Raw genomic sequence first — 20950 nt, 5'->3', positions numbered from 1 at the left:
ATGCGGTTATCGGACTTGTGTTTACGCTTATTTTATGTGGATGCAGTCCTCGAGCTTTTGGCACCTTGGGTATTTCCTGATTTACGCTACGCGACCAAACCCTTACTGATGCTACTCTTGGCTGGGTATGTGGGTTTAGAATCTAAATCATTATTGGTTGTTCTGTTTTTTGCCTGGTTGGGCGATGTTTTTTTACTTATCCCGGGTGATAATCCCTTGTTTTTCCAGTTAGGCTTAGGTAGTTTTTTACTGATGCAAATTGCGTATATCCGCTTGTTTCATCTCCGGTCTAGAGAAATATGGCACTGGTCATTAGGTGCTATTATGGTCTATGTGGTGACTTTACTTCAATTCTTGTGGCCACATTTGGCTGAAGGTTTACGTATTCCCGTGGTTGTGTATGCGGTTGCACTTGGGGCCATGTTGTATTTTGGTGTCAAATTGAGTGATAAGTTGATCTTTTGGGGTGCATTATTATTTGTAATTTCTGACAGTTTATTGGCTTTAGGCAAGTTTTATTATCCTATTCCGGGGAATTCATTCTGGGTCATGAGTACGTATATACTGGCACAATTGTTACTCATCACGCGTTTGCGTAAATTGCAGCTTACGAATTAATTCGGGGTTCTTATGATCAAGCAGGAAGTTGCATCTGTTTTAGCAGAATTATCAGAAAAATTACAAGGGAGTCTCTTTACGGATACCGTTATGCGGACCTTGTACGCGACGGATGCATCAGCTTATCGTGAAATGCCGCTTGGTGTTGCGATTCCTGAAACCCAAGCAGATATTCAAACCCTTATTTTGTTTGCGGATACACATCAAATTCCCTTGATTCCCCGGACGGCAGGTACGTCATTAGCCGGTCAGGTAGTGGGTGCCGGATTAGTCGTAGACGTCTCAAAATTTTTCGATCGCATTCTGGAAGTAAATAAGGAGGAATCCTATGTTTGGGTAGAGCCCGGTGTCGTGCGCGATGTGTTGAATGTGGAGTTGAAAAAGCATGGCTTATTTTTTGGCCCTGAAACATCTACCGCGAATCGCGCGATGATGGGAGGGATGTTGGGAAATAACTCCTGTGGATCTAATTCAGTTGTTTATGGATCTACGCGTGATCATGTACTCGCGGTGGAAGGTTATTTGTCCGATGGCACTTTCGTTACTTTTGATGCAGAAGATCCGTTTGAAACGGTGAAGCAATTGAAGGAAGGGAGTCGTTTACATACGATATATACGCAGACGTTAGCTGCGTTGAGTAACCCAACGAATCAACAAAATATCCAATCAGAATTTCCAAAGCCAAGTATTAAGCGCCGGAATACGGGTTATGCCGTGGATATGTTATTGAATTCCAATGCATTTATTGCCGATAAGCCTGCATTTAATTTTTGTAATTTATTAGCTGGATCCGAAGGTACACTGTGTTTTGCCACGCGAATTAAACTACATGTGGATCCATTGCCTCCGGCTCATTTGGGTTTGGTTTGCGCGCATTTTAATTCGATTGATGAGGCGTTGCGAGCTAACTTGATTGCATTGAAATTCAATCCGTCCGCTTCGGAATTAATGGATCATTATATTTTAGAATGTACCAAAGCGAATGCCGAGCAAAGTCAAAATCGGTTCTTTGTTGAGGGAGATCCCGGGGCCATATTAGTTGTTGAACTACGTGCGGACGACGCTGAAAGTTTAGCTAAACAAGCTCAACAAGTTGAGCAAGCAATGCGTGCGGCTGATTTGGGATATCATTTTCCCTATGTTACGGGAGGTGATGTGAAGAAGGTATGGGATTTACGTAAGGCAGGTTTAGGCTTACTTTCTAATCTTCCAGGGGATGAAAAAGCGGTTGCCGTTATTGAAGATACAGCCGTCGATGTAAATGATTTACCGGCATTTATTGCCGAATTTAATGAGATTTTAACGGCCAATAATTTATACTGTGTGCACTATGCACATGCAGGTTCAGGCGAATTACACTTGCGCCCAATCATTAATTTAAAGACAGAAGAAGGCCACAAACAGTTTCGCCATATCGCGGAAGAGATTGCGCGTTTGGTTAAAAAATATCAAGGTTCGCTTTCAGGTGAACATGGAGATGGTCGTTTACGTGGGGAATTTATCCCGTGGATGGTGGGTGAGGCGAATTACCAGTTGATGCGCGAGTTGAAATCATGGTGGGATCCGAAAGGGATATTTAATCCCAACAAGATTGTGGATACGCCACCGATGGATACGTTTTTGCGGTATGAAGCTGGCCAACAAACCCCGGAGTTTACAACTGCATTTCGATATAAAGATCAAGATGTTTTGCAACATGCAGAGCAGTGTAATGGATCAGGTGACTGCCGGAAAACGCCTGTTTCTGGGGGTACCATGTGCCCATCGTTCATGGCGACACGAAATGAAAAAGAGACCACGCGTGCTCGGGCAAATATTCTTCGTGAATTTTTAACGCACTCTTCGCAGCCTAATCGCTTTAATCACCAGGAGATTAAAGAGGTAATGGATTTGTGTTTAGCCTGTAAGGGATGTAAAGCGGAGTGTCCATCGAATGTCGATGTGGCCAAGCTGAAAATGGAATTTCTCTACCAGTATCAAAAAGAAAATGGCACGCCTTTGCGCAGCTGGCTAGTTGGCCATTTTGCGACCATTTCTTCCTTAGCGTCATATGTTCCTTCACTTTATAATGCGGTGATGGGTACGCCATTTTTACGTCGTATCTCGAATCGTTTAGTGGGCTTCCATCCGGATCGCACCATGCCCTTATTGGCCAAGCAAACGCTTTGGTCTTGGCTGAAAGGTCGTAAATCAATCGATTCTAATAAGGCTGTTTATTTGTTTGTAGATGAGTTCACGAACTACAACGATGCGGAAGTGGGGCGGAAAGCAGTACTATTGCTAGAAGCTTTAGGCTATGAAGTCCGCACGATGGCGCATCCGATTTCGGGTCGCTCGTTCTTGTCGAAAGGCATGCTCGATGAGGCACGTAAATTGGCTCAGGCGAATGTGGAGTTATGGTCGGCACTTGTTACGGCAGACATTCCGTTGGTAGGCATTGAGCCATCGGCAATTTTAACCTTCCGAGATGAATATCCGGATTTAGTTTCGGATGCGTGGTTGGAAAAAGCGAACAATTTAAGTAAAAATGTACTTTTATTAGAGGAGTTTATTGCACGTGAAGCAGATGCGAAGCGGATTGATAAAACTTTATTTAAGGGAGATAAGCGGTTGTTGAAGTTGCATGGACATTGCCAACAAAAATCCATGAGTTCCTTAGTTGCTGCCAAAAAAGCCTTGTCATTACCGGCAAATTTTGAGGTCCAATTGATCCCTTCGGGATGTTGTGGAATGGCAGGTTCGTTTGGATATGAGAAAGAGCACTATGATTTGTCGATGCAAATTGGGGAATTAGTATTGTTCCCAACGGTGCGTGCGCAAGGGCCAGAGGTTGAAATTGTGGCGTCTGGGACAAGTTGCCGACATCAAATTCACGACGGTACGCAACGCCACGCGAAGCATACCGCCGAGATATTATTTGAGGCGCTGGCTTAAAAACGCCAACGAACAAAGGCCTCCATGGCTTCGTATTCTGCGAGGCCTAATTTATTATACAGTTCTGCGGTGCCCCGGTTACGTTCTTCGGCACGTTGCCAAAATTCGCGTGAATCTTCTCCTTGGAAAACTACTCCATCTTTTTGGGATTGATGTTTAAAAATTCCCATACGTTTCTTGAAAACTTGATCAGGTGACATAGGTACGGCCATTTCAATTTGGTCGATATCCCATTCTGCCCAGGCTCCTTTGTAAAGCCAAACCCAACAATTTTTCATGTATTCCCGGTGTTTCAAGCGGGTAATTGCTTCGAAAATTGCGTCTAAACATACCTTGTGTGTTCCGTGTGGATCTGCCAAATCGCCGGCTGCGTAAATTTGGTGTGGCTGAATCTCCTCGATGATGTCCATGATTAACTGGATGTCAGGTTCGGTCAAAGGCTTTTTACGGATAGTCCCGGTTTCGTAGAATGGCATATTTAAGAAATGTGCATTCTCTCTTTTTATGCCTACGAAGCGACAGGTATTTTTTGCTTCCCCTTGACGAATGAGACCTTTGATCTCGCGAACGGATTCAATGTCTACTTCGGAGTCACGTTTTCCTTTGAGAAACTTAACGGATTCCTTGTAGATCTTATTTGTCTTCGCATTGCTGCTTTCGAATTTTTCGTTGAAATCTATCACAAATTCAGCAAATCGGAGCGCCTCATCATCCGCCACCGCGATGTTTCCCGATGTCTGATAAACGACATGAACATCGTGCCCTTGGTCGTGCAAACGCTGAAAAGTACCACCCATGGAAATGATGTCATCATCCGGGTGCGGGCTAAAAATGATTACTTTTTTACGCGCAGGAAAAGCGCGCTCTGGACGATGGGTATCGTCTGCATTCGGTTTTCCACCGGGCCAACCAGTTATCGTATGCTGCAAGTAATTGAATACTTCAATATTGATTTCGTGTGACTGACCGTAAAGGGATAAAAGTTCTGACATTCCGTGCTCATTATAATCCTTCGTGGTTAGTTTAAGAACGGGTTTGTTCAACGTTAACGATAAGTGTGTTACGGCTTTTTTAATCATGTTGCGATCCCAAGTAACAGAATCAACGACCCATGGTGTTTTAATTCGTGTCAATAAAGAGGCAGCCGTTTCGTCTAAAATGAAGGTTGTGTTTGGATGTTGCTGTAAATAGGAAGCGGGGATTTCGGAGGTAACAGGTCCTTCAACAGCCCGAGCAACGCTTTCCGCTTTATGCTCTCCCCATGCGAGCAAAACGATACGTTTGGCATGCATGATTTTGTCGATTCCAAGCGTGATAGCTTTTTTGGGCACTTTTTCTAATCCACCAAAGTCAATCGCGGCATCGATTTTCGTTAGGATGTCGAGCGTCATTAAACGAGTTTTAGAGGTAATGATGGAGCCTGGTTCATTGAAACCAATGTGTCCGTTGCGTCCAATACCTAATAAATAGAAATCAAACCCGCCTAGTTTCTCGATTTTTTCCTCGTAGTCTCTACAAAACTCTGGAATTTTATCGTAGGCAAGTGTCCCGTCAGGAATATGGTAATTTGTTACCGGTATATCCACGTGATCAAACAATTGCTCTTTCATAAAGCGGGTATAACTTTGTACGGAATCTGGTTCCATCGGATAGTATTCGTCCAAATTAAAGGTGTGCACGTTCTTGAAACTTAAACCTTCCTCTTTATGGAGACGAATTAATTCCTGATAGACTTTCTTGGGAGAAGATCCAGTGGCCAATCCCAGTACAGTAGGTTTTTTCTCCTGATTGTGCTGTCTAATCAGTGCGCCGATTTCATGTGCGACAGCCTTGGAGGCTTTTTCTGAGTCACCGTAAATGTGGGTAGGTACCCGTTCGAAACTAATGGCTTGTTCCATAATTTATTGATTTTCAGTTGTTTTAGCTGATACGACGATGAAGTCGAGTTCGAGTATATTAAATAGACGTAAAATGGTTTTAATGGCAGGGTTTCCTTTTCCAAGTTCAATGGAATGGATTGTTTTGATGGCTACACCACTTTTTTCACTTAACTCTTCTTGCCTTAGATTGAGGTTGTTTCTTTTTTCGCGTATGATTTTTCCAAAAATTTTCAGGTCCATGCGTAGGTTTATTGGCTAGTAAACGCAAATTACAAAAAAATCTAATTTAAAATACATAACGGAATTATGTTACCGATATACTTAAAAAATTAGCAAATAAAACAAATCCGTGTTTTTGGCGTTATCTTTGCGGTTTATTTAAATATGTATGTCGGCACGCCACTTTATTGTTTTCACGTTTTTATTTTTCGGATTTACCTCGTTTGCCCAAAAGGCAACGCTGAGTGGTTATATTAAAGATGCCACAAGTGGTGAAGGTATCATCGGAGCGAGCATTTATATTAAGGAACTAAAGACGGGTAACGTAACTAATACGTATGGTTTCTTTAGTTTGTCGGTGCAGCCGGGTGATTTTACCTTAGTTTTTTCTTCGTCTGGGTATGTGAAGGAAGAGCGAAAAGTTACTTTTTCCTCCAAGAATCAAACCTTAAATATTGAATTAGTTCCTGCTTCAAGCGAATTAGCTGAGGTCCGAGTTTTAGCGAATGCCTTGGACGAGAATGTCAAGGGTATTGAAATGTCAGTGAATAAAATTGACATCAAAACCATTCGGAAAATTCCTGCTTTATTGGGTGAGGTTGACTTAGTTCGTGCCATTCAACTACTTCCTGGTGTATCTACCGTAGGCGAAGGAGCTTCTGGCTTTAACGTGCGCGGTGGTGGGGTGGATCAAAACTTAGTTTTACTCGATGATGCTCCCGTATATAATTCCTCTCATTTATTTGGTTTTTTCTCCGTATTTAATCCGGATGCAGTTAAGGATGTGAAGTTGTTTAAAGGAGGTATTCCGTCTCAGTATGGTGGTCGCGTTTCATCCATTTTAGATGTTAAAATGAAGGAGGGTAATGCCAAAAAACTCGAGGTAAATGGGGGAATAGGGGTTATTTTTTCTCGAATTTCAATTGAGGCTCCGTTGATTAAAGATAAGGCTTCATTTATCGTGGCTGCGAGACGTTCCTATATCGATGTTTTGGCTAAACCGTTTTTAACTGGAAACAATGCAGATGCGGCGTTTAATTTTTATGACTTAACCGCCAAAGTGAATTACAACATTAATTCAAAGAATACGGTGTTTCTATCGGGTTATTTTGGAAGGGATGTTTTTGGCACTGGCTTTGGATTCAATTGGGGTAATAGCACAATTTCGGCGCGTTGGAACCACGTCTTCTCGAATAAGCTGTTCTTAAATGCAACTGCTTTCTATAGTAATTATGATTATTTATTGGATTCAGATTTAAAAAATAAGCGTCCATCGGATGCATTTCGCTGGACTTCGAATATTGAGAACTTAAGTTTCAAACCTGACTTCACGTATTACCTAACGCCAGATAATACCTTAACGTTTGGGGCACAGGTTTTGACATATCAATTTTCTCCAGGCAAAGCGGTTGCTTCATCGAATGGGGATAGACGTGAGTTTGGTCAGTCAAATAAAAGTGGTGTGGAATTATCTGCTTATGTTGGAGATGAATGGAGATTGAGTCCTCGCCTTTCCGTTCAATACGGCATTCGCTATTCAAATTATGATTACCGAAGCGATGATGGCGTATATTATGAGCGAATTTCAGTGCCTGCTAGTATTGAGAATCCAACTTCATTTACGTTGAAGCCTATTCAGATTGCGCCAACTGCCTCAGTGGCGAATTATGGAAATTGGGAGCCGCGTTTTGCGATGAACTTGAAAGTGGGGGATAATTCTTCTTTCAAGGCCTCCTATAATCGCTTGGCGCAATATGTGCATTTAATGTCTAATACGGCTGCATCTACACCTTTGGATGTTTGGACTTCGTCAACGAATAACATAAAACCTCAAATTGCGGATCAAGTAGCCTTAGGCTTGTTCAAGAATCTAGGAGAAAGCGGCAATGATTATGAGACTTCGGTTGAGGTATATTATAAGGAAATGCAAAATCAGATTGACTACGCAGATCGTGCGAATTTGTTTTTGAATCCGCTGTTTGAAAAAGATTTACTTTTTGGAAAAGGTCGCGCTTATGGAGCTGAGTTCTATGTGAAAAAGAATGTCGGTAAGCTAACGGGTTGGGTCAGTTATACGTTGGCTAAATCAGAGCGTTTAATAGAAGGATTGAACAACAATGAATGGTATGTGAATCGCTATGACCGTACGCATACATTGAATGTTGTGGGACAGTATACGTTGTCGCCCAAATGGTCTTTTGGTGCCAATTTTGCCTATATAACGGGTGTGCCTTATTCAATTCCTTCACAGAAATACATTTATGAGGGAATTGCTTATCCGCAAACGCTGCCGGGTACGCGCGGTAATATTCGGGTTCCAGATTACCACCGATTGGATTTTTCAGCAACTAAGAAAAACAAAAAAGCCTTATTTGGCAAAGGTTCCTCCGAATGGGTTTTTTCAGTGTATAATGTGTATAACAAAAGAAATCCTTTTTCAATTTATACGCAGCCTAATGACACAAATACCTTGAAAACAGAAGCTGTTCAGTTGTCCATCATTGGATCATTTGTTCCGGCTGTCACCTATAATTTTACGTTTTAAGATGCGCTACCTCATTCTATTGCTATCCGTATTGCTGTTCTCTTGCGAGGATATTGTGACCTTAGATAGTCCAAAATCTGATCGCTTTTTGGTTGTCGAGTCGACCCTGACCAATCTTCCGGGCACGCAGAAAATTACATTAACGCGCTCGCAAGATTTTTTCGATAATGGACCTGCTCCAGCCATTAGAGCAGCAGATGTCGTTGTGAAAGATGATTTGTCGAATGAATACCGCTTTGTTGAAAGTGCGCAAACTCCAGGTCTTTACGTTTGGGCTCCTGCTGATTCAACGAGACGATTAGGCCAAGTGGGACGGACGTATCAATTGACAATCAAAACAGGAAGCGATACATTTATTGCCTCAGCTAAAATGAATCCCGTACCGCCCATTGATTCAATTGCTTATAAGAAAGCCACTGCAAATCCGGGTCAAACGGGCGAAGGAAAGCCTAAAGAGGGTTTTGAGGCTCGTTTTTTTGGAAATGATTTGAAAGGGGAGGGTAATTGTTACCGCTTGAAGTTCTACAAAAACGGTAAACTCTTTAACGGAACTTCAGATTTATTGGTTTTTTATGACTCAGCTTTGCAAAAAGTTAGTGGTACAGACGGCTTAATGTTTAATCTTCCGATTCGTCGGGCCATTAACCCTGAATTATATGTAGCCAATGACAAACTTAAATTAGAGTTGTATTCAATTTCCTTAGATCAATTCAGTTTTTATTCACAGGCGCGTTTGGAATTAAACAATGCAGGGCTTTTTGCACGTCCGGCAGCGAATATACCTACGAACTTAGTGAACACGAACAAAAACTCAAATCTTCAGGGATCTGGTTGGTTTGGTGTTTCAGCTGTCTCTACGTTGGAAACAGTCATTGACCCAGCTAAGGCGAGAAAGGATTTGCCTTAGTTATTCAAAGTTGATGATTAGACCCACCGTATGTGTCTTTAGGTTATTGACATTCGTATACCATGGGGTTCCCAATCTTCCTGGAGCAGAATACATGTTGACCAAGCCATGTGAAAAGCGAATTTCTGGCGTAAACTTAAAAAACTGAAAGAATTGCTCAAGACCAAATCCGTATTCAAGAGATAGGTCAGCTATGTTCGTTGTTAACGCAGAGCTTTTTTTCTTAACATTTGCCTCAATCCCAAATTTTAGTCCTCCTGTCATGTAAACACGGTGATTTTTTCGTCGGATGGAGCGGTATTTGATGAGTGCAGGAATTTCAAGCCAGGTGGACTCTCGCGTTAGCACTTCTGGTACGCCGCCGCCTGCATCTAAACTTAACTGCCGATCGTACAAGGCGATATTGACTCCTGATTTTACCTCCCAATGTGGGCTTAATGCATAATTTGCGAGTCCGCCTATCTGAAATCCAAAGTTACGTGGGGAATATAAATAGGTTCCGCTGGGTAATTCTGTTTGTGTACTGAGGTTAAAATTTGATGAGCCAAAGCCAAACAAAAACCCAAAATGCAGTGGTTTTTCATCATAAAATTCATGAAAAACACGCGTGTATTTTTTCTGTTGCGCTAAGCTGGCAAACATACTTAAACTAAAAAATAGGCTAAAAATAAGCTTATGCCGCTTCAATTTTTGGAGTTTTGATTGGTTTAACTTTGGGGGCTTTTCTGCCCAAATAAATGGAACAAATACCACCCGTCATGGGAATCCAATTGGTCTTGATAAAACCAACTTTTTCATAAATGGATATAAAATTTGGTCCATCTGGAAATGCTTCAACGGATTCAGGCAAATAGGTATACGCTGCTGGATCTTTTGAAATAAGCTTGCCTAAAAGCGGTAAACAGTAATTTGAATAGAACGAATATAATTGCTTCATCGGAAAGCTGCGTGGATTTGAAAATTCCAAAATCAAACAATAGCCATCTGGTTTTAATACCCGCAACATATCCGTTAAGCCTTTTTCTAAATTCTCATAATTACGCACACCAAAACTAACGATGATGGCATCGAAACTATTGTCTGAAAAGGGTAGTTTTTCAGAGTCCCCCATCTGTAGGGTAATCTTGTCTTCTAAACCTAGGTTTTTGATTTTCTCTTTTCCGAATGCGAGCATACCGGCAGAGATGTCTACGCCTACAATCTTGTCGGGGTTGATTTTGAGTGCCTCGATCGCGAAATCTCCAGTTCCAGTCGCGATGTCGAGTACACTTTTGATGCCCTTATCTTTCAGTAATTTGATGGCCTTTTTGCGCCAAATAATATCAATTCCACCACTAAGTAAATGATTCAGAAAATCGTATTTAGGGGAAATCGAATTGAACATGTCGGCAACTTGCTCTTTTTTGCCCTTGTTCTGGTTTTTATAAGGTACGACCATAAAGTGTGTTGATTTACCAATTACTAACCGATTCGGGCCGTAATTGTTCAGGCAAAAATACCAATTTTATTTGGTTTAATGGGTGGTCATTTGGAAAATGCCCACGAGTAACCACATCAGCGCAAAGCTGATAAGCATGGAAAAGTTCACTAAAGCCGCAGCGATTCCCGTATCAAAATGCAATTCATCTGCATAGGTAATCAAGGTCATCCCGGCGGGTAGCACCAAACAGATTAGCATCATGTTTCGGTATTCAAAGCCAAATGGAGTTGTGTAATACAATAGGAGTCCGATACTTAAGCCGAATGTATATCGAAAGGACAATACCTGAAACACTTTTAAATAACTACGTTTAGGTAGTCGGACGCTGAAATAGATACCCATAAGTAATAAAACCATCGGTTTATTTCCTTTGGCTATTGTATCAATAATTTCCGAAGCCAAGACTGGAATCTGAATGTGTCCCATATTCATGGCCAAGCCCAGAAGCATTGCCAGCAGGGGAGGTAAAGAAAATATACGCTTAAGTATGTGTTTGTAGACATTTTCTTTGGGTTTTTCTGCCGACAAATAAGTTCCCATACCATAATTGACCATGAAGTTGATGACCGAATTCCCTAAATCAAACATGATGGCGTAGGTTAAACCTGCCCAACCCCAAATTCCTTCAATCAATGGATAGGCAAATAGGCCTAAATTCCATCCGGCTGAACCCATAGTAAGAATCCCTCGGTACTCACTCGGCTCATTTTTGAACATCAAAAAACCGATGTAAGAGGATACCATCCCGAAACTCATGGCGATTAGCGGGAGCCACATGAGGTCTGCCGACAAATCTATGTGCGTCATTGTTGTAAATACCAATGCCGGGAAAGTCGTGTGCATGAGAAATTTAGAGACTGATTTGGCGTCATGCGCTTGAATAAATCCCGCACTTTTTAATAGGTAACCAATGGTAATAACGACCAAAGCTGAACCAAAAACGACGTTAGATGAACTCATGACACCGCAGGTTTAGGCAACGAAATACGGAAGGTCGTTCCCTTATTTAACTCGGAAGACTTAATGCTTAATTTTCCTTCATGGTAATTTTCAACGATCCGTTTCGCTAAGGTTAAGCCTAGGCCCCAACCACGTTTTTTGGTACTAAATCCGGGTGAGAATACCTTCGACAAATTAGCCGTAGGAATTCCTTTTCCCGTATCGCTAATGTCTATGTAAAGTTGATTATTCTTTCCCTCATGTAAGTAAATCAACATATCTCCCGTTCCACCCATGGCATCCACCGCATTTTTACAAATGTTTTCAATCACCCATTCAAATAGATATTTGTTGACATTCGCCACTTGATTCGCGATTAAGGCCGACTTAATCTCGATGTGGACTTTGGTTGAAATACGGATTTTCAGGTAGCTGATAAAGCTGGTTATAACTTCTTCTAGATCTTCTTTCTTCAAAATTGGCATGGAACCAATGTTTGAAAAACGGGTGGTAATCGTTTCGAGTCGCTGAATATCTTTCGATAACTCAATCACAATTTCCGGATTGATGGTGGGTTCATTCCGAAGAATTTCAACCCAAGCTGTCAGAGATGACAAGGGTGTACCGAGCTGGTGTGCTGTTTCTTTGGCAAGTCCTACCCAAACGCGATTTTGTTCCGCTCGGCGTGAATAGGAGAAAAAGATATAGCCCAAAAACCCAATGATTAAGACGACCAAGAGCTGGGAAAGTGGGTAGTAACGTAATAATTTTAGCAATTTTGAATTGCCGTAATAGATATATTCCTTTTGAAAACCCATGTCCATTTCGATGGGTTTATTGTTTTCAGCGATGATCTCTTTGAGTTTGGATTGGAGCAATGTTTGCTTTTCCTCTATAGAAAGCGACTCCGACATCGCAATATTGATGGAATTCAAGTGGCCACTTCCATCTTTCCAAATCACCGGAATCGTATTGTTTTCGTTGATTTTTTTAATGCGCTCAAAGAAAAAATTAATGTCGGCATTCTCATCACTCGTCATCACATACCGAATTGTTTCCGCATATAATTCGATTTGTTGTTTTTCGCGCTCTTCGAGTTTGCTTACTAAGCCATCCGTAAAATAAAGGGAGAAGCCGGCCATGAAGACACAAATACCAAAAAACGCGACTTTCAACCAGGTATCCCGATTGTAAAAGGCGAGTGGCAACGAGACTTCTTTAAACATGCGTTCGATTTCGAGTGCGGCTGATTAAGCCATTCGACACAAATTACTCACCGTTTATCCATAAATCAAAAATATTTTTTCTAAGGTACTTTGTATTACATAGTACCTTTTATACATTTGACCCATCAAAAAAAATAAATAACCGATGGATATTGAAAATACCAAGGTGCAGATGCGGAAGGGAATATTGGAATTCTGTATTCTGCAAATTATTTCGAGGGGTGAGGTGTATGCGTCTACAATGCTGACTGAATTAACATCCGCTCAAATCATGGTCGTGGAGGGGACGTTATATCCTTTGCTTACCCGACTAAAAAATGCGGGATTTCTCGACTACAAATGGGTGGAGTCTGTTTCAGGTCCGCCACGTAAGTATTACGTTTTGACTGAAAAGGGAGTTTCCTTTTTAGCTGAGCTTCACGGGACTTGGGATGATTTACATGCCTCTGTTTCCCAAATTATTCACCCACAAACTCCTCAAGTTTAAACTTTTCAGACATGAAAAAGACGTTATCAATTAATATAGCAGGCATTGTATTTCACATCGAGGAAGATGCTTTCGCAACATTGGATGCGTATTTAAAATCCATCCATGCCTATTTTAAAAATTTCGAAGGTGCCAAAGACATCGTAGATGATATCGAAGCGCGTATCGCAGAAAAATTCTGGAACATCCGCGAGACCGAAAAAACAGAGGCAATCACCCAAGCGCACGTGGATGCGTTAATTGCCTCGCTGGGAACTGTAGCTGATTTCAAGGAAATCGAATCGGAAGAAGGAACACAAGAGCAAACGCATACAAGTTCAGCTGAGTCGGGAGCAAAAAAAGTTTTCCGTCGCGATTTAACTAATACACAAATTGGCGGCGTTGCATCCGGCATTGCAAATTATTTTGAAATTGATCCCATCTGGGTTCGATTGATTTTGATCGTTGGCCTATTTGGTCTATTTCCAATATTGTATGCAGCAAATCTAGTTTTCTGGGTGTATATAGTTTGCTGGATCGCCATTCCGGGTGAATATACCGCTGAGGCCAACAAATCATACCGTAAATTTTACCGCGATCCGGAGAATGAAGTAATCGGTGGTGTCATGGCCGGAATCTCTGCATATACTGGCTGGGACGTAGGTTTATTGCGTGTGTTAGCCGTTATTTCTTTGTTCTTTTTTGGCTCGGGAGCTGTTGCGTACATCATCATTATGGCCATCACGCCAAAGGCAAAATCAGTGACCGATAAAATGGCGATGACTGGGGAACCGATTACGCTGGAGAATATTGAGAAAAATATCAAAGAAACGATCCAACCTGATTCGGGTGAGGAAAAGCCTTTGACGCGTATTCTGCTTTTCCCATTCCGTACGTTGGCCACTATTTTCACGGCATTCAAGCCCGTATTGATGGGAGTTAAATGGTTTGTGCAATACCTAGTAGGTATTTTGTTACTCATCATTTCGATCGCCTTTGCCGTGGCATTGGTCGTAACCACTACATCTGGAATTTCAGGTATGGATCATGGTTTAGTTGGTCTTAATTTCGGAGAAACCGGAATTCCTGTTTATTTATTAGCACAAGACTTACCAGCCTGGGCAATTTGGGCGGTATACGCAGCTATTATTCCTATGATTATAGGAATTGGTATTGGCGGATTGTCCTTATTGATGAATCGTAAATTGACCAATAAAATTTATTCTTATACATCAACGACCATTGCTATTTTCGGTTGGATTGGCTTATTCGCTGCGTTTAGCTTAGTCAGTCGCAACTTCCAGCGGACTGCAACAATGAATCAAACGAAGGAAATCACTGCGGATTCAGCCTATGTGTTCGATGTGAAACGGGAATCAAATGAGCATATGTGGGAGAAGCTTCTCGGGAATAACATCATCACGGATGAGTTGTTGGACGAAGATGAAGAACATGATTTCAACCGAGGTGGATTTTCACGTGCTCAAATCACGCTGGAGGGCTATGACGGGAAAACGATCCAAATTATTCAATTTGCTAAATCCAATGGCCGCACGCGGGCAGAAGCAGAAACCAATGCGCGCGCGATTAAATATGCCTATGCTATTCAAGGGAAAAAGGTCCTACTGGATAGCCATTTTGGACTGAAAAATTTAAAATTCCGCAATCAGCGCATGCGTGTGAAGGTCTTGATTCCATATGGTGTGACGTTTGGTATGACGCGTGAATTTGGTCACTTCATGGAAAATATGTTGGATTTAGGTTATTTTAATGAGGATGGCGGTGATTTATTTGTGGGCTCCCAATGGACCTTCTCCCGAGATAAAGGACTTGTCTGCTTAAACCGCGAGCCAAATCAATCGAGTGATTCATCTGATTCGAACGATAATGAGACAGAGGATGGGGCAACGTCGTCCAACTTCTCCATCTCAAAAACGGTTAATCCATTTACCCAAATTGAAATTAGTCAAACAGAAGGGGCTAAGATTGCGATCAAACAAGCTGCTGAGTATAAAATTTCGATGGAATCTTCAGAACCCGTGGATAATTGGAGTCAACTCGCCGCTGTCGACGGTAGCTTATTGCGATTTAAGTCCTTACCTAGTAATGTGATTGTAACGATTGAAACGCCAGATTTACGCAAAGTAGATTTAGGCGGTAATGGTCGCACAGAAATTTCTGGTTTCGATGCAGCAAAAATGGAAGTGATTCTACACGATTTTCATAGTCTGAAAATGGAAGGTCGTTCGGATGCGTTAGCCGCTTCTACTTACGATCGGTCCGAATTAGATGCTTCTGGTTTTAAAGTCAAAAATGCCACCGTTTGGATTGATAAGAAAGCCCGGATGGATCTGAATGTATCGGAATCTTTACGTGGAAAAAAATATGCCACGGCTACAGCCAACAATGCGAATGACCTAGGAAAGAAAGAAATTTGGACTATTTTAAAGTAACATGCAACCTTTTGGGAAGAGGGATCATCTTGCCAACCGTAAAAAAAAACGTATGAAAAAATCAATCTACTTACTGATTGCGGCACTAGGAGTCTCTATCAACATGTTGGCCTCTGCCGACCTAACCACTAAAAAATATAAAGTTGGCAATTTCAATTCCCTTGAAATCGGGAATGCCTTCGAAGTACACATTTTTAAAGGGAGCACCTATTCCATTTCAGCGACGGGAACTGAATCGAATATAGAAGATTTAGAAGTCCAAGTAGTTGGTTCAACTTTAGAAGTATCTATTGATTATAAATTGTCTAAATGGATTACCTGGAGTAGCGGAAACAGCAAGATTGTCTTAAACATCACCATGCCACGTTTGAAGGATGCGGAATTTAGCGGAGCCTCAAAAGTTATGTTAGAGGGTTTCGTGGACGAAGAAGAAATGACGCTTCACGGAAGTGGAGCCGTTAAATTGATGTCTACGAAGCTTGTTGCCGACAAGCTTACGCTTGATTTATCAGGCGCATCTAAAATTGAAATGAAAGGCCAAGTGTTAAAATTATCCATTGATCTTTCAGGTGCTAGTCACCTTGTTTTAACGGAAATGATTGCGCGGGATGCGGATGTAGATGCAAGCGGAGCCAGCCATGTGGAATTAAATGTCCAAAAGTCCTTGCGCGTCGAAGCTTCCGGCGCTTCTAAAATTACGTATCTCGGAAATCCTGCTGTTAGTGAGGATTTATCGGGTGCCTCGTTTGTAAGGCGAGCAAATTAAGGATTGCGTTCACCCGCTTCCACGCGAATATCGAGCATATTCTCTTTCGGAGGGATCGGACACGCAAAGGTGCTATTATACGCACAAAAAGGAAAAAAAGCTTGATTGAAATCAACACGTAGTTGGTTCTCTTTCAAATTTGTTAGGGGTAACTCCAAATACCGACCGCCTCCATAGGTTTCTGTGGGGGCGGTTTTGTCTTTAAATGGGATGAAAAAATCCCCGGAATCATGTTGGTATAGCACCAATGAAATCAATTTCCCCTGAATAGTTGCTGAAATTTTGCCAAATAAAATCAAGGAATCCAGATTTCCATCCGTCATTTTTAAGCCTATTTTTTCTACTTTTTCAGCGCGGACCACATCAAAAAGTATCGACCAGGCTGGATTGAATGCATAATAGTGTAAACCGGAAAACTGGGCTTTATTGGGAATTGGGGAGTCTTCTGCTGTCTTTAAATTTTCATCTTTGGCTTTGCGGGATTCAAGGATAGCTAGGGAATCGGTCGTGGACTGGGATGGCGCGGTGCTTTGTTGCGGAAGGCTTACGTAGATGATGATAGCCAGAATCGGCACGAGAATCAAGAACCAACGATTGAATTTCATAGGAATGCGTGTAAATTTGGGTTCGTAAAAATATAAAATTAATCACATGTTTACAGGTATTGTGGAATCAATGGGCGTTTTGGAAAGTAAACAAGCGCATGGAACGAATGTTGATTTTTGGTTTTCTTCTCCATTCACGCACGAATTGAAAGTTGACCAATCGGTGGCTCACAACGGCATTTGCCTAACCGTTGTTGAAATTAAATCCCCGCAATACCGCGTAACCGCGATTCAAGAGACCTTACAAAAAACGAATTTGGGCGACTTGGCTGTTGGCCAAAAAGTAAATCTCGAACGCTGCATGCCCGCAAACGGTCGTTTTGATGGCCATATCGTGCAAGGACACGTAGATTTGACCGGAATTTGTACCTCGATTAAAACGCACGACGGATCATGGGAATACCATTTTCAATATCCTGCAGGCCATGTGACAGTTGAAAAAGGCTCTATTTGCGTGAATGGAACTTCATTGACTGTTGTTGAATCTGGTGTAGATACGTTCTCCGTGGCGATTATTCCGTATACGTATGAGTACACGATTTTTCACCAATTGAACGTAGGGGATCGCGTGAATTTAGAATTCGATATTCTCGGAAAGTATATGCAGAAATTATTGGCTCAGCAATTAGCTCAATAAATCTTCAATCGCGTCCTCCACTTTTTCAAATCCGAAGCGACTCCAAACTGCATCTTTTTGGGCTTGAATTTCGTTCAGTCCTAAATTTCCGATGCTTCCTAGGTGTGTGTGATTAAGTTCGCGTGAGCTGCCATTGAATTTTCCTGCCTCGATCATTTTGCCTACTTGTACATAAGCTTCCCGAAAAGTCATGCCTGCTACGACTAATTTGTTTACCTCTTCGACGGAGAATAATAAGTCATATTTCGAATCTTTCAATAGATCAGCTTTGACCTGCATGTTTGAAACCATATACTGCGTGATTTCTAGGCAATCTTTGATTTCGTCGATGGCTGGCATCAGGATTTCTTTGGTCAATTGGAATTCCCGGTGATACCCAGACGGCAGGTTGCTCATCAGTAATTGCAATTGGTTCGGAGCGGCTTTTAATTTATTCGATTTGCCACGTAGTAATTCCGCAACATCCGGATTCTTTTTATGCGGCATGATCGAACTGCCTGTTGTTAATGAACTTGGTAATTCGATGAAACCAAAGTTTTGGGAGTTGTATAAACAGACATCCATGGCAAGCCGACTAAGCGTCGTCGCGATTTGGCTGATGGCATTTAAAACGTACAATTCTGTTTTACCTCGGGACATTTGCGCATTGACCACATTCACATGTGGCGCCTCAAAGCCTAACAAAATGGTCGTTAATTTCCGGTCTAAGGGAAAGGAAGAGCCATAGCCGGCTCCTGAACCCAATGGATTTTTGTTGGCCAAACGAAATGCCGCCTCCAACAATTCTGCGTCTTCCACCAAGCACTCCGCGTATGCGCCAAACCATAATCCGAATGACGAGGGCATGGCGATTTGTAAGTGCGTGTAACCAGGTAGTAAATCGTTTTTATGCGCTTCGCTTTTGGATACTAAAAGATCAAATAAATCCTCCACCGCGTCAGCGATTTCCATGATTTCAGCCCGCATGAATAGTTTTAGGTCAACTAAAACTTGGTCATTCCGCGAACGGCCCGCGTGAATTTTTTTTCCTAAATCGCCTAGTTTTTGTATCAGTAAAAATTCGATTTGGGAATGGACATCTTCCATGCCGTCTTCGATGACGAAGGTGCCAGCCTCGATGGTGTCTAGAATATTTTTTAATTCCACACAAAGCGGCTCTAATTCTGCCGAAGGCAATAGGCCCACATGCTCGAGCATGGTAATGTGCGCAAGCGAACCCATGACATCGTAGCGCGCTAGCTGCAAATCATAAACTGGGTCATTCCCAATCGTGAATTGCTCAATGATTGCGTCCGTTTTTTGATTTTCTTTTTGCCAAAGTTTTGCCACGATCTTCTTAGATTAAGTGTGAAAGTAAATTTTGATAGGTTTGGATTCCTTGTTTCAGCTCCTCCAAATAAATAAATTCATCCGCCGTATGGCTTCTTCCTGAATGACCGGGTCCGATTTTCACCGAGGGGAAACTCATCAAAGCTTGATCCGAAAGGGTAGGAGACCCAAAAGTCGGCATCCCCAAAGCCGCCGCTGCCGCGAGAACCGGATGTCCATCAGGTATTTTACTCGATTGCAAACGAGTACTCCGCGGCGTTAATTCCGCTTGTACCAAGCCACGCAAAATCTCTAAAACTTCTTCGAGCGAATAACATTCATTGACCCGACAGTCTATCGTATAGTGACATACGTCTGGTACCACATTATGTTGTTTTCCTGCAGTAATCACCGAAACGGTGCATTTTACGGGTCCGAGTACCTTGGAGACCTCTGGAAATTCAAATGCCTTAATCTTGCTGATATCTTCTAATGCCAAGTAAATTGCATTCACTCCTTCATTCCGCGCCGCATGCCCAGCCACCCCGCGAACTTCCGCGTCTATTACCATCAATCCTTTTTCCGCAATGGCCAGTTGGCAATCCGTCGGTTCCCCCACAATCGCCCACGAAATCTCCGGAAAATTGGCTGATTTTAAAACCGATTCAATTCCGCCACTCCCAGAAATTTCTTCCTCAGCTGTCGCCGCTAAAACGAGGTTAAATGGCAGCTCTCGGTCGAAAAAGGTGCAAAAAACACTGATTAAGCACACTAAACTAGCTCCTGCATCATTGCTCCCGAGCCCGAACATTTTGCCATCCTGGATAGTAGCCGCAAAGGGTTCGTAGGACCAAGAGGCATTCGGCTTTACGGTATCGTGATGGGAATTTAATAATATGCTAGGCTTGGCTGCGTCGAATAACAAGTTCTTTGCCCACACATTATGGCCAAGGGTATGAAATGGAATATTTTTAGCGTTTAAAAATTCGTGAATAATGGCCGCGGTTCCTTGTTCTTCCCGACTGAAAGACGGGCAGGCAAGTAGTTGGGCCAACAGGCCTTTTGCATCAAGAAATTGTTGTTCCGTATACATTTAGGCTTGAATTAACGTGCCTTTGTCGGGCTGTGAAACAAAATCAGCATGGCAAAGACGAACGGTTTGAACGCCTTGTGCAATGGCTTTTAATGCATTTTCGAGCTTAGGAATCATACCCGCTGAAACTATACCATCTGCTTTTAATTGCGTAAAATTTGCCTGATTAATCTTTGGAATTACTGAATCATCATCATTGGGATCCATTAAAACACCTTGCTTTTCAAAGCAATACGTGAGCGTCACAGCGAAATGTGCGCCCAAGGCAATCGCCAAAGCTTGCGCCATCGTATCTGCATTGGTATTTAATAATTGTCCCGAAACATCAGCTGTGATTGGTGCGAAAACAGGACTCAATCCAGCGGCTAATAATCCAGCTAAACCTGTGGCTTTGACATGTTCGATATCCCCCACAAATCCATAATCGATAGGAACCGGATTTCTTTTTTTTGACACCACAAATCCGCCATCTGGACCCGCTAAACCAATCGCATTGCAATGCAACGCTTGCAAAGATGCTACGATGGATTTGTTGATCCAGCCGGCATAAACCATGGTTACGATGCGTAGGCTTTCGGCATCAGTGACACGCCGACCATCTATCATGTGGCTTTCAATGCCTAGATCGGCCGCCATAGACGTAGCAATTTTTCCACCTCCATGAACGAGTAATTTAGGTCCTTGCATCGAAGCAAAATTTGCTAAAAATGAAGCTAAGGCCTCGGGCGCATCGATGATGTTCCCGCCAATTTTGACGATATGTAAGGCCTGCTTTTTCATTAAAATAAATACGGACTTTCGACCCGCATTTGGGATAATAAGATTTCTTTAATGACCGCTTGCGCCGCCCAAAGCCGATTTCCCGCTTGTTGGA

General features: G+C 42.2%; 18 protein-coding genes. 8 read left to right on the top strand and 10 right to left on the bottom strand.

Annotated features, from left to right (window positions below):
* Together ACIQ6T_RS09390 and ACIQ6T_RS09385 are read left to right on the top strand one after the other, a co-directional pair.
* Window positions 1-618 carry a lysoplasmalogenase gene (locus ACIQ6T_RS09390; protein WP_395785747.1) on the top strand — a complete coding sequence of 206 codons (618 nt, stop codon included), beginning with the start codon at window positions 1-3 and terminating at the stop codon, window positions 616-618.
* A 12-nt stretch (window positions 619-630) separates the two neighbouring features.
* Window positions 631-3552, top strand: a complete 2922-nt coding sequence (locus ACIQ6T_RS09385; RefSeq protein WP_395785745.1) for an FAD-binding and (Fe-S)-binding domain-containing protein — start codon at window positions 631-633, stop codon at window positions 3550-3552.
* Here the strand turns inward: ACIQ6T_RS09385 and nagB are convergent.
* Window positions 3549-5450 (bottom strand): glucosamine-6-phosphate deaminase, encoded by a 1902-nt coding sequence (gene nagB, locus ACIQ6T_RS09380; protein ID WP_395785743.1) that lies wholly within the window; start codon window positions 5448-5450, stop codon window positions 3549-3551. The genes ACIQ6T_RS09385 and nagB overlap by 4 nt on opposite strands.
* A gap of 3 nt (window positions 5451-5453) precedes the next feature.
* Window positions 5454-5672 (bottom strand): helix-turn-helix domain-containing protein, encoded by a 219-nt coding sequence (locus ACIQ6T_RS09375; RefSeq protein WP_395785741.1) that lies wholly within the window; start codon window positions 5670-5672, stop codon window positions 5454-5456.
* A gap of 148 nt (window positions 5673-5820) precedes the next feature.
* Between ACIQ6T_RS09375 and ACIQ6T_RS09370 the strand changes: the two genes are divergently transcribed.
* Together ACIQ6T_RS09370 and ACIQ6T_RS09365 are read left to right on the top strand one after the other, a co-directional pair.
* Window positions 5821-8196, top strand: a complete 2376-nt coding sequence (locus ACIQ6T_RS09370; RefSeq protein WP_395785739.1) for a TonB-dependent receptor domain-containing protein — start codon at window positions 5821-5823, stop codon at window positions 8194-8196.
* A gap of 1 nt (window position 8197) precedes the next feature.
* On the top strand, window positions 8198-9103 hold the full coding sequence (locus ACIQ6T_RS09365; RefSeq protein WP_395785737.1) for a DUF4249 domain-containing protein: 906 nt from the start codon (window positions 8198-8200) through the stop codon (window positions 9101-9103).
* Here the strand turns inward: ACIQ6T_RS09365 and ACIQ6T_RS09360 are convergent, their stop codons facing one another.
* From ACIQ6T_RS09360 to ACIQ6T_RS09345, 4 genes are all read right to left on the bottom strand, one after another.
* Entirely contained in the window at window positions 9104-9745 is a 642-nt protein-coding gene (locus ACIQ6T_RS09360) for a porin family protein (RefSeq protein WP_395785735.1), read from the bottom strand.
* 31 nt (window positions 9746-9776) lie between these two features.
* A complete protein-coding gene (gene ubiE, locus ACIQ6T_RS09355; RefSeq protein ID WP_395785733.1) occupies window positions 9777-10541 on the bottom strand; it encodes a bifunctional demethylmenaquinone methyltransferase/2-methoxy-6-polyprenyl-1,4-benzoquinol methylase UbiE in 765 nt (254 codons plus the stop codon).
* Between the two features lie 75 nt (window positions 10542-10616).
* Window positions 10617-11543 (bottom strand): AEC family transporter, encoded by a 927-nt coding sequence (locus tag ACIQ6T_RS09350; protein WP_395785731.1) that lies wholly within the window; start codon window positions 11541-11543, stop codon window positions 10617-10619.
* Window positions 11540-12748, bottom strand: a complete 1209-nt coding sequence (locus ACIQ6T_RS09345) for a sensor histidine kinase (RefSeq protein WP_395785729.1) — start codon at window positions 12746-12748, stop codon at window positions 11540-11542. Before ACIQ6T_RS09345 ends, ACIQ6T_RS09350 begins: the two co-directional genes overlap by 4 nt.
* 145 nt (window positions 12749-12893) lie before the next feature.
* On the opposite strand from ACIQ6T_RS09345, the gene ACIQ6T_RS09340 reads away from it, so the two are divergent.
* From ACIQ6T_RS09340 to ACIQ6T_RS09330, 3 genes are read left to right on the top strand one after another with little or no spacing between them, the layout of a single operon-like run.
* On the top strand, window positions 12894-13235 hold the full coding sequence (locus ACIQ6T_RS09340) for a PadR family transcriptional regulator (protein WP_395785727.1): 342 nt from the start codon (window positions 12894-12896) through the stop codon (window positions 13233-13235).
* A gap of 11 nt (window positions 13236-13246) precedes the next feature.
* Entirely contained in the window at window positions 13247-15667 is a 2421-nt protein-coding gene (locus ACIQ6T_RS09335; RefSeq protein WP_395785725.1) for a PspC domain-containing protein, read from the top strand.
* A gap of 52 nt (window positions 15668-15719) precedes the next feature.
* Window positions 15720-16433 carry a GIN domain-containing protein gene (locus tag ACIQ6T_RS09330; RefSeq protein ID WP_395785723.1) on the top strand — a complete coding sequence of 238 codons (714 nt, stop codon included), beginning with the start codon at window positions 15720-15722 and terminating at the stop codon, window positions 16431-16433.
* On the opposite strand, the gene ACIQ6T_RS09325 is transcribed toward ACIQ6T_RS09330, so the two are convergent.
* Window positions 16430-17038, bottom strand: a complete 609-nt coding sequence (locus ACIQ6T_RS09325) for a DUF1684 domain-containing protein (RefSeq protein ID WP_395785721.1) — start codon at window positions 17036-17038, stop codon at window positions 16430-16432. The genes ACIQ6T_RS09330 and ACIQ6T_RS09325 overlap by 4 nt on opposite strands.
* Window positions 17039-17084: 46 nt before the next feature.
* Between ACIQ6T_RS09325 and ACIQ6T_RS09320 the strand changes: the two genes are divergently transcribed.
* The gene (locus ACIQ6T_RS09320; protein ID WP_395785719.1) at window positions 17085-17675 is read left to right on the top strand and encodes a riboflavin synthase; all 591 of its coding nucleotides are present in this window, start codon (window positions 17085-17087) and stop codon (window positions 17673-17675) included.
* Here ACIQ6T_RS09320 and argH read toward each other — a convergent pair.
* From argH to argB, 3 genes are read right to left on the bottom strand one after another with little or no spacing between them, the layout of a single operon-like run.
* Window positions 17664-19004, bottom strand: coding sequence for an argininosuccinate lyase (gene argH / locus ACIQ6T_RS09315; protein ID WP_395785717.1), 1341 nt, complete (start codon window positions 19002-19004; stop codon window positions 17664-17666). The two genes, ACIQ6T_RS09320 and argH, sit on opposite strands and share 12 nt — an antisense overlap.
* Before the next feature lie 7 nt (window positions 19005-19011).
* The gene (locus ACIQ6T_RS09310) at window positions 19012-20076 is read right to left on the bottom strand and encodes a M20/M25/M40 family metallo-hydrolase (protein ID WP_395785715.1); all 1065 of its coding nucleotides are present in this window, start codon (window positions 20074-20076) and stop codon (window positions 19012-19014) included.
* Window positions 20077-20856, bottom strand: a complete 780-nt coding sequence (gene argB, locus ACIQ6T_RS09305) for an acetylglutamate kinase (RefSeq protein WP_395785712.1) — start codon at window positions 20854-20856, stop codon at window positions 20077-20079.
* Window positions 20857-20950 lie beyond the last annotated feature (94 nt).

The sequence above is a fragment of the Aquirufa sp. genome, assembly GCF_044377215.1.
Taxonomy (GTDB): domain Bacteria; phylum Bacteroidota; class Bacteroidia; order Cytophagales; family Spirosomataceae; genus Aquirufa.
Note: the sequence above shows the minus strand (reverse complement) of the source record. Positions and strands in the feature narration are given on the sequence as shown.

Excerpts from the sequence above, each read along its gene's own strand:
- ACIQ6T_RS09340 (WP_395785727.1), top strand. The coding sequence starts at position 12,894 with ATGGATATTGAAAATACCAAGGTGCAGATGCGGAAGGGAATATTGGAA.
- ACIQ6T_RS09390 (WP_395785747.1), top strand. The coding sequence starts at position 1 with ATGCGGTTATCGGACTTGTGTTTACGCTTATTTTATGTGGATGCAGTC.
- ACIQ6T_RS09345 (WP_395785729.1), bottom strand. The coding sequence starts at position 12,748 with ATGTTTAAAGAAGTCTCGTTGCCACTCGCCTTTTACAATCGGGATACC.
- ACIQ6T_RS09350 (WP_395785731.1), bottom strand. The coding sequence starts at position 11,543 with ATGAGTTCATCTAACGTCGTTTTTGGTTCAGCTTTGGTCGTTATTACC.
- ACIQ6T_RS09365 (WP_395785737.1), top strand. The coding sequence starts at position 8,198 with ATGCGCTACCTCATTCTATTGCTATCCGTATTGCTGTTCTCTTGCGAG.
- ACIQ6T_RS09360 (WP_395785735.1), bottom strand. The coding sequence starts at position 9,745 with ATGTTTGCCAGCTTAGCGCAACAGAAAAAATACACGCGTGTTTTTCAT.
- ACIQ6T_RS09330 (WP_395785723.1), top strand. The coding sequence starts at position 15,720 with ATGAAAAAATCAATCTACTTACTGATTGCGGCACTAGGAGTCTCTATC.
- ACIQ6T_RS09375 (WP_395785741.1), bottom strand. The coding sequence starts at position 5,672 with ATGGACCTGAAAATTTTTGGAAAAATCATACGCGAAAAAAGAAACAAC.
- ACIQ6T_RS09335 (WP_395785725.1), top strand. The coding sequence starts at position 13,247 with ATGAAAAAGACGTTATCAATTAATATAGCAGGCATTGTATTTCACATC.
- argB (WP_395785712.1), bottom strand. The coding sequence starts at position 20,856 with ATGAAAAAGCAGGCCTTACATATCGTCAAAATTGGCGGGAACATCATC.
- ACIQ6T_RS09310 (WP_395785715.1), bottom strand. The coding sequence starts at position 20,076 with ATGTATACGGAACAACAATTTCTTGATGCAAAAGGCCTGTTGGCCCAA.
- ACIQ6T_RS09320 (WP_395785719.1), top strand. The coding sequence starts at position 17,085 with ATGTTTACAGGTATTGTGGAATCAATGGGCGTTTTGGAAAGTAAACAA.
- ACIQ6T_RS09385 (WP_395785745.1), top strand. The coding sequence starts at position 631 with ATGATCAAGCAGGAAGTTGCATCTGTTTTAGCAGAATTATCAGAAAAA.
- ACIQ6T_RS09370 (WP_395785739.1), top strand. The coding sequence starts at position 5,821 with ATGTCGGCACGCCACTTTATTGTTTTCACGTTTTTATTTTTCGGATTT.
- ACIQ6T_RS09325 (WP_395785721.1), bottom strand. The coding sequence starts at position 17,038 with ATGAAATTCAATCGTTGGTTCTTGATTCTCGTGCCGATTCTGGCTATC.
- nagB (WP_395785743.1), bottom strand. The coding sequence starts at position 5,450 with ATGGAACAAGCCATTAGTTTCGAACGGGTACCTACCCACATTTACGGT.
- ubiE (WP_395785733.1), bottom strand. The coding sequence starts at position 10,541 with ATGGTCGTACCTTATAAAAACCAGAACAAGGGCAAAAAAGAGCAAGTT.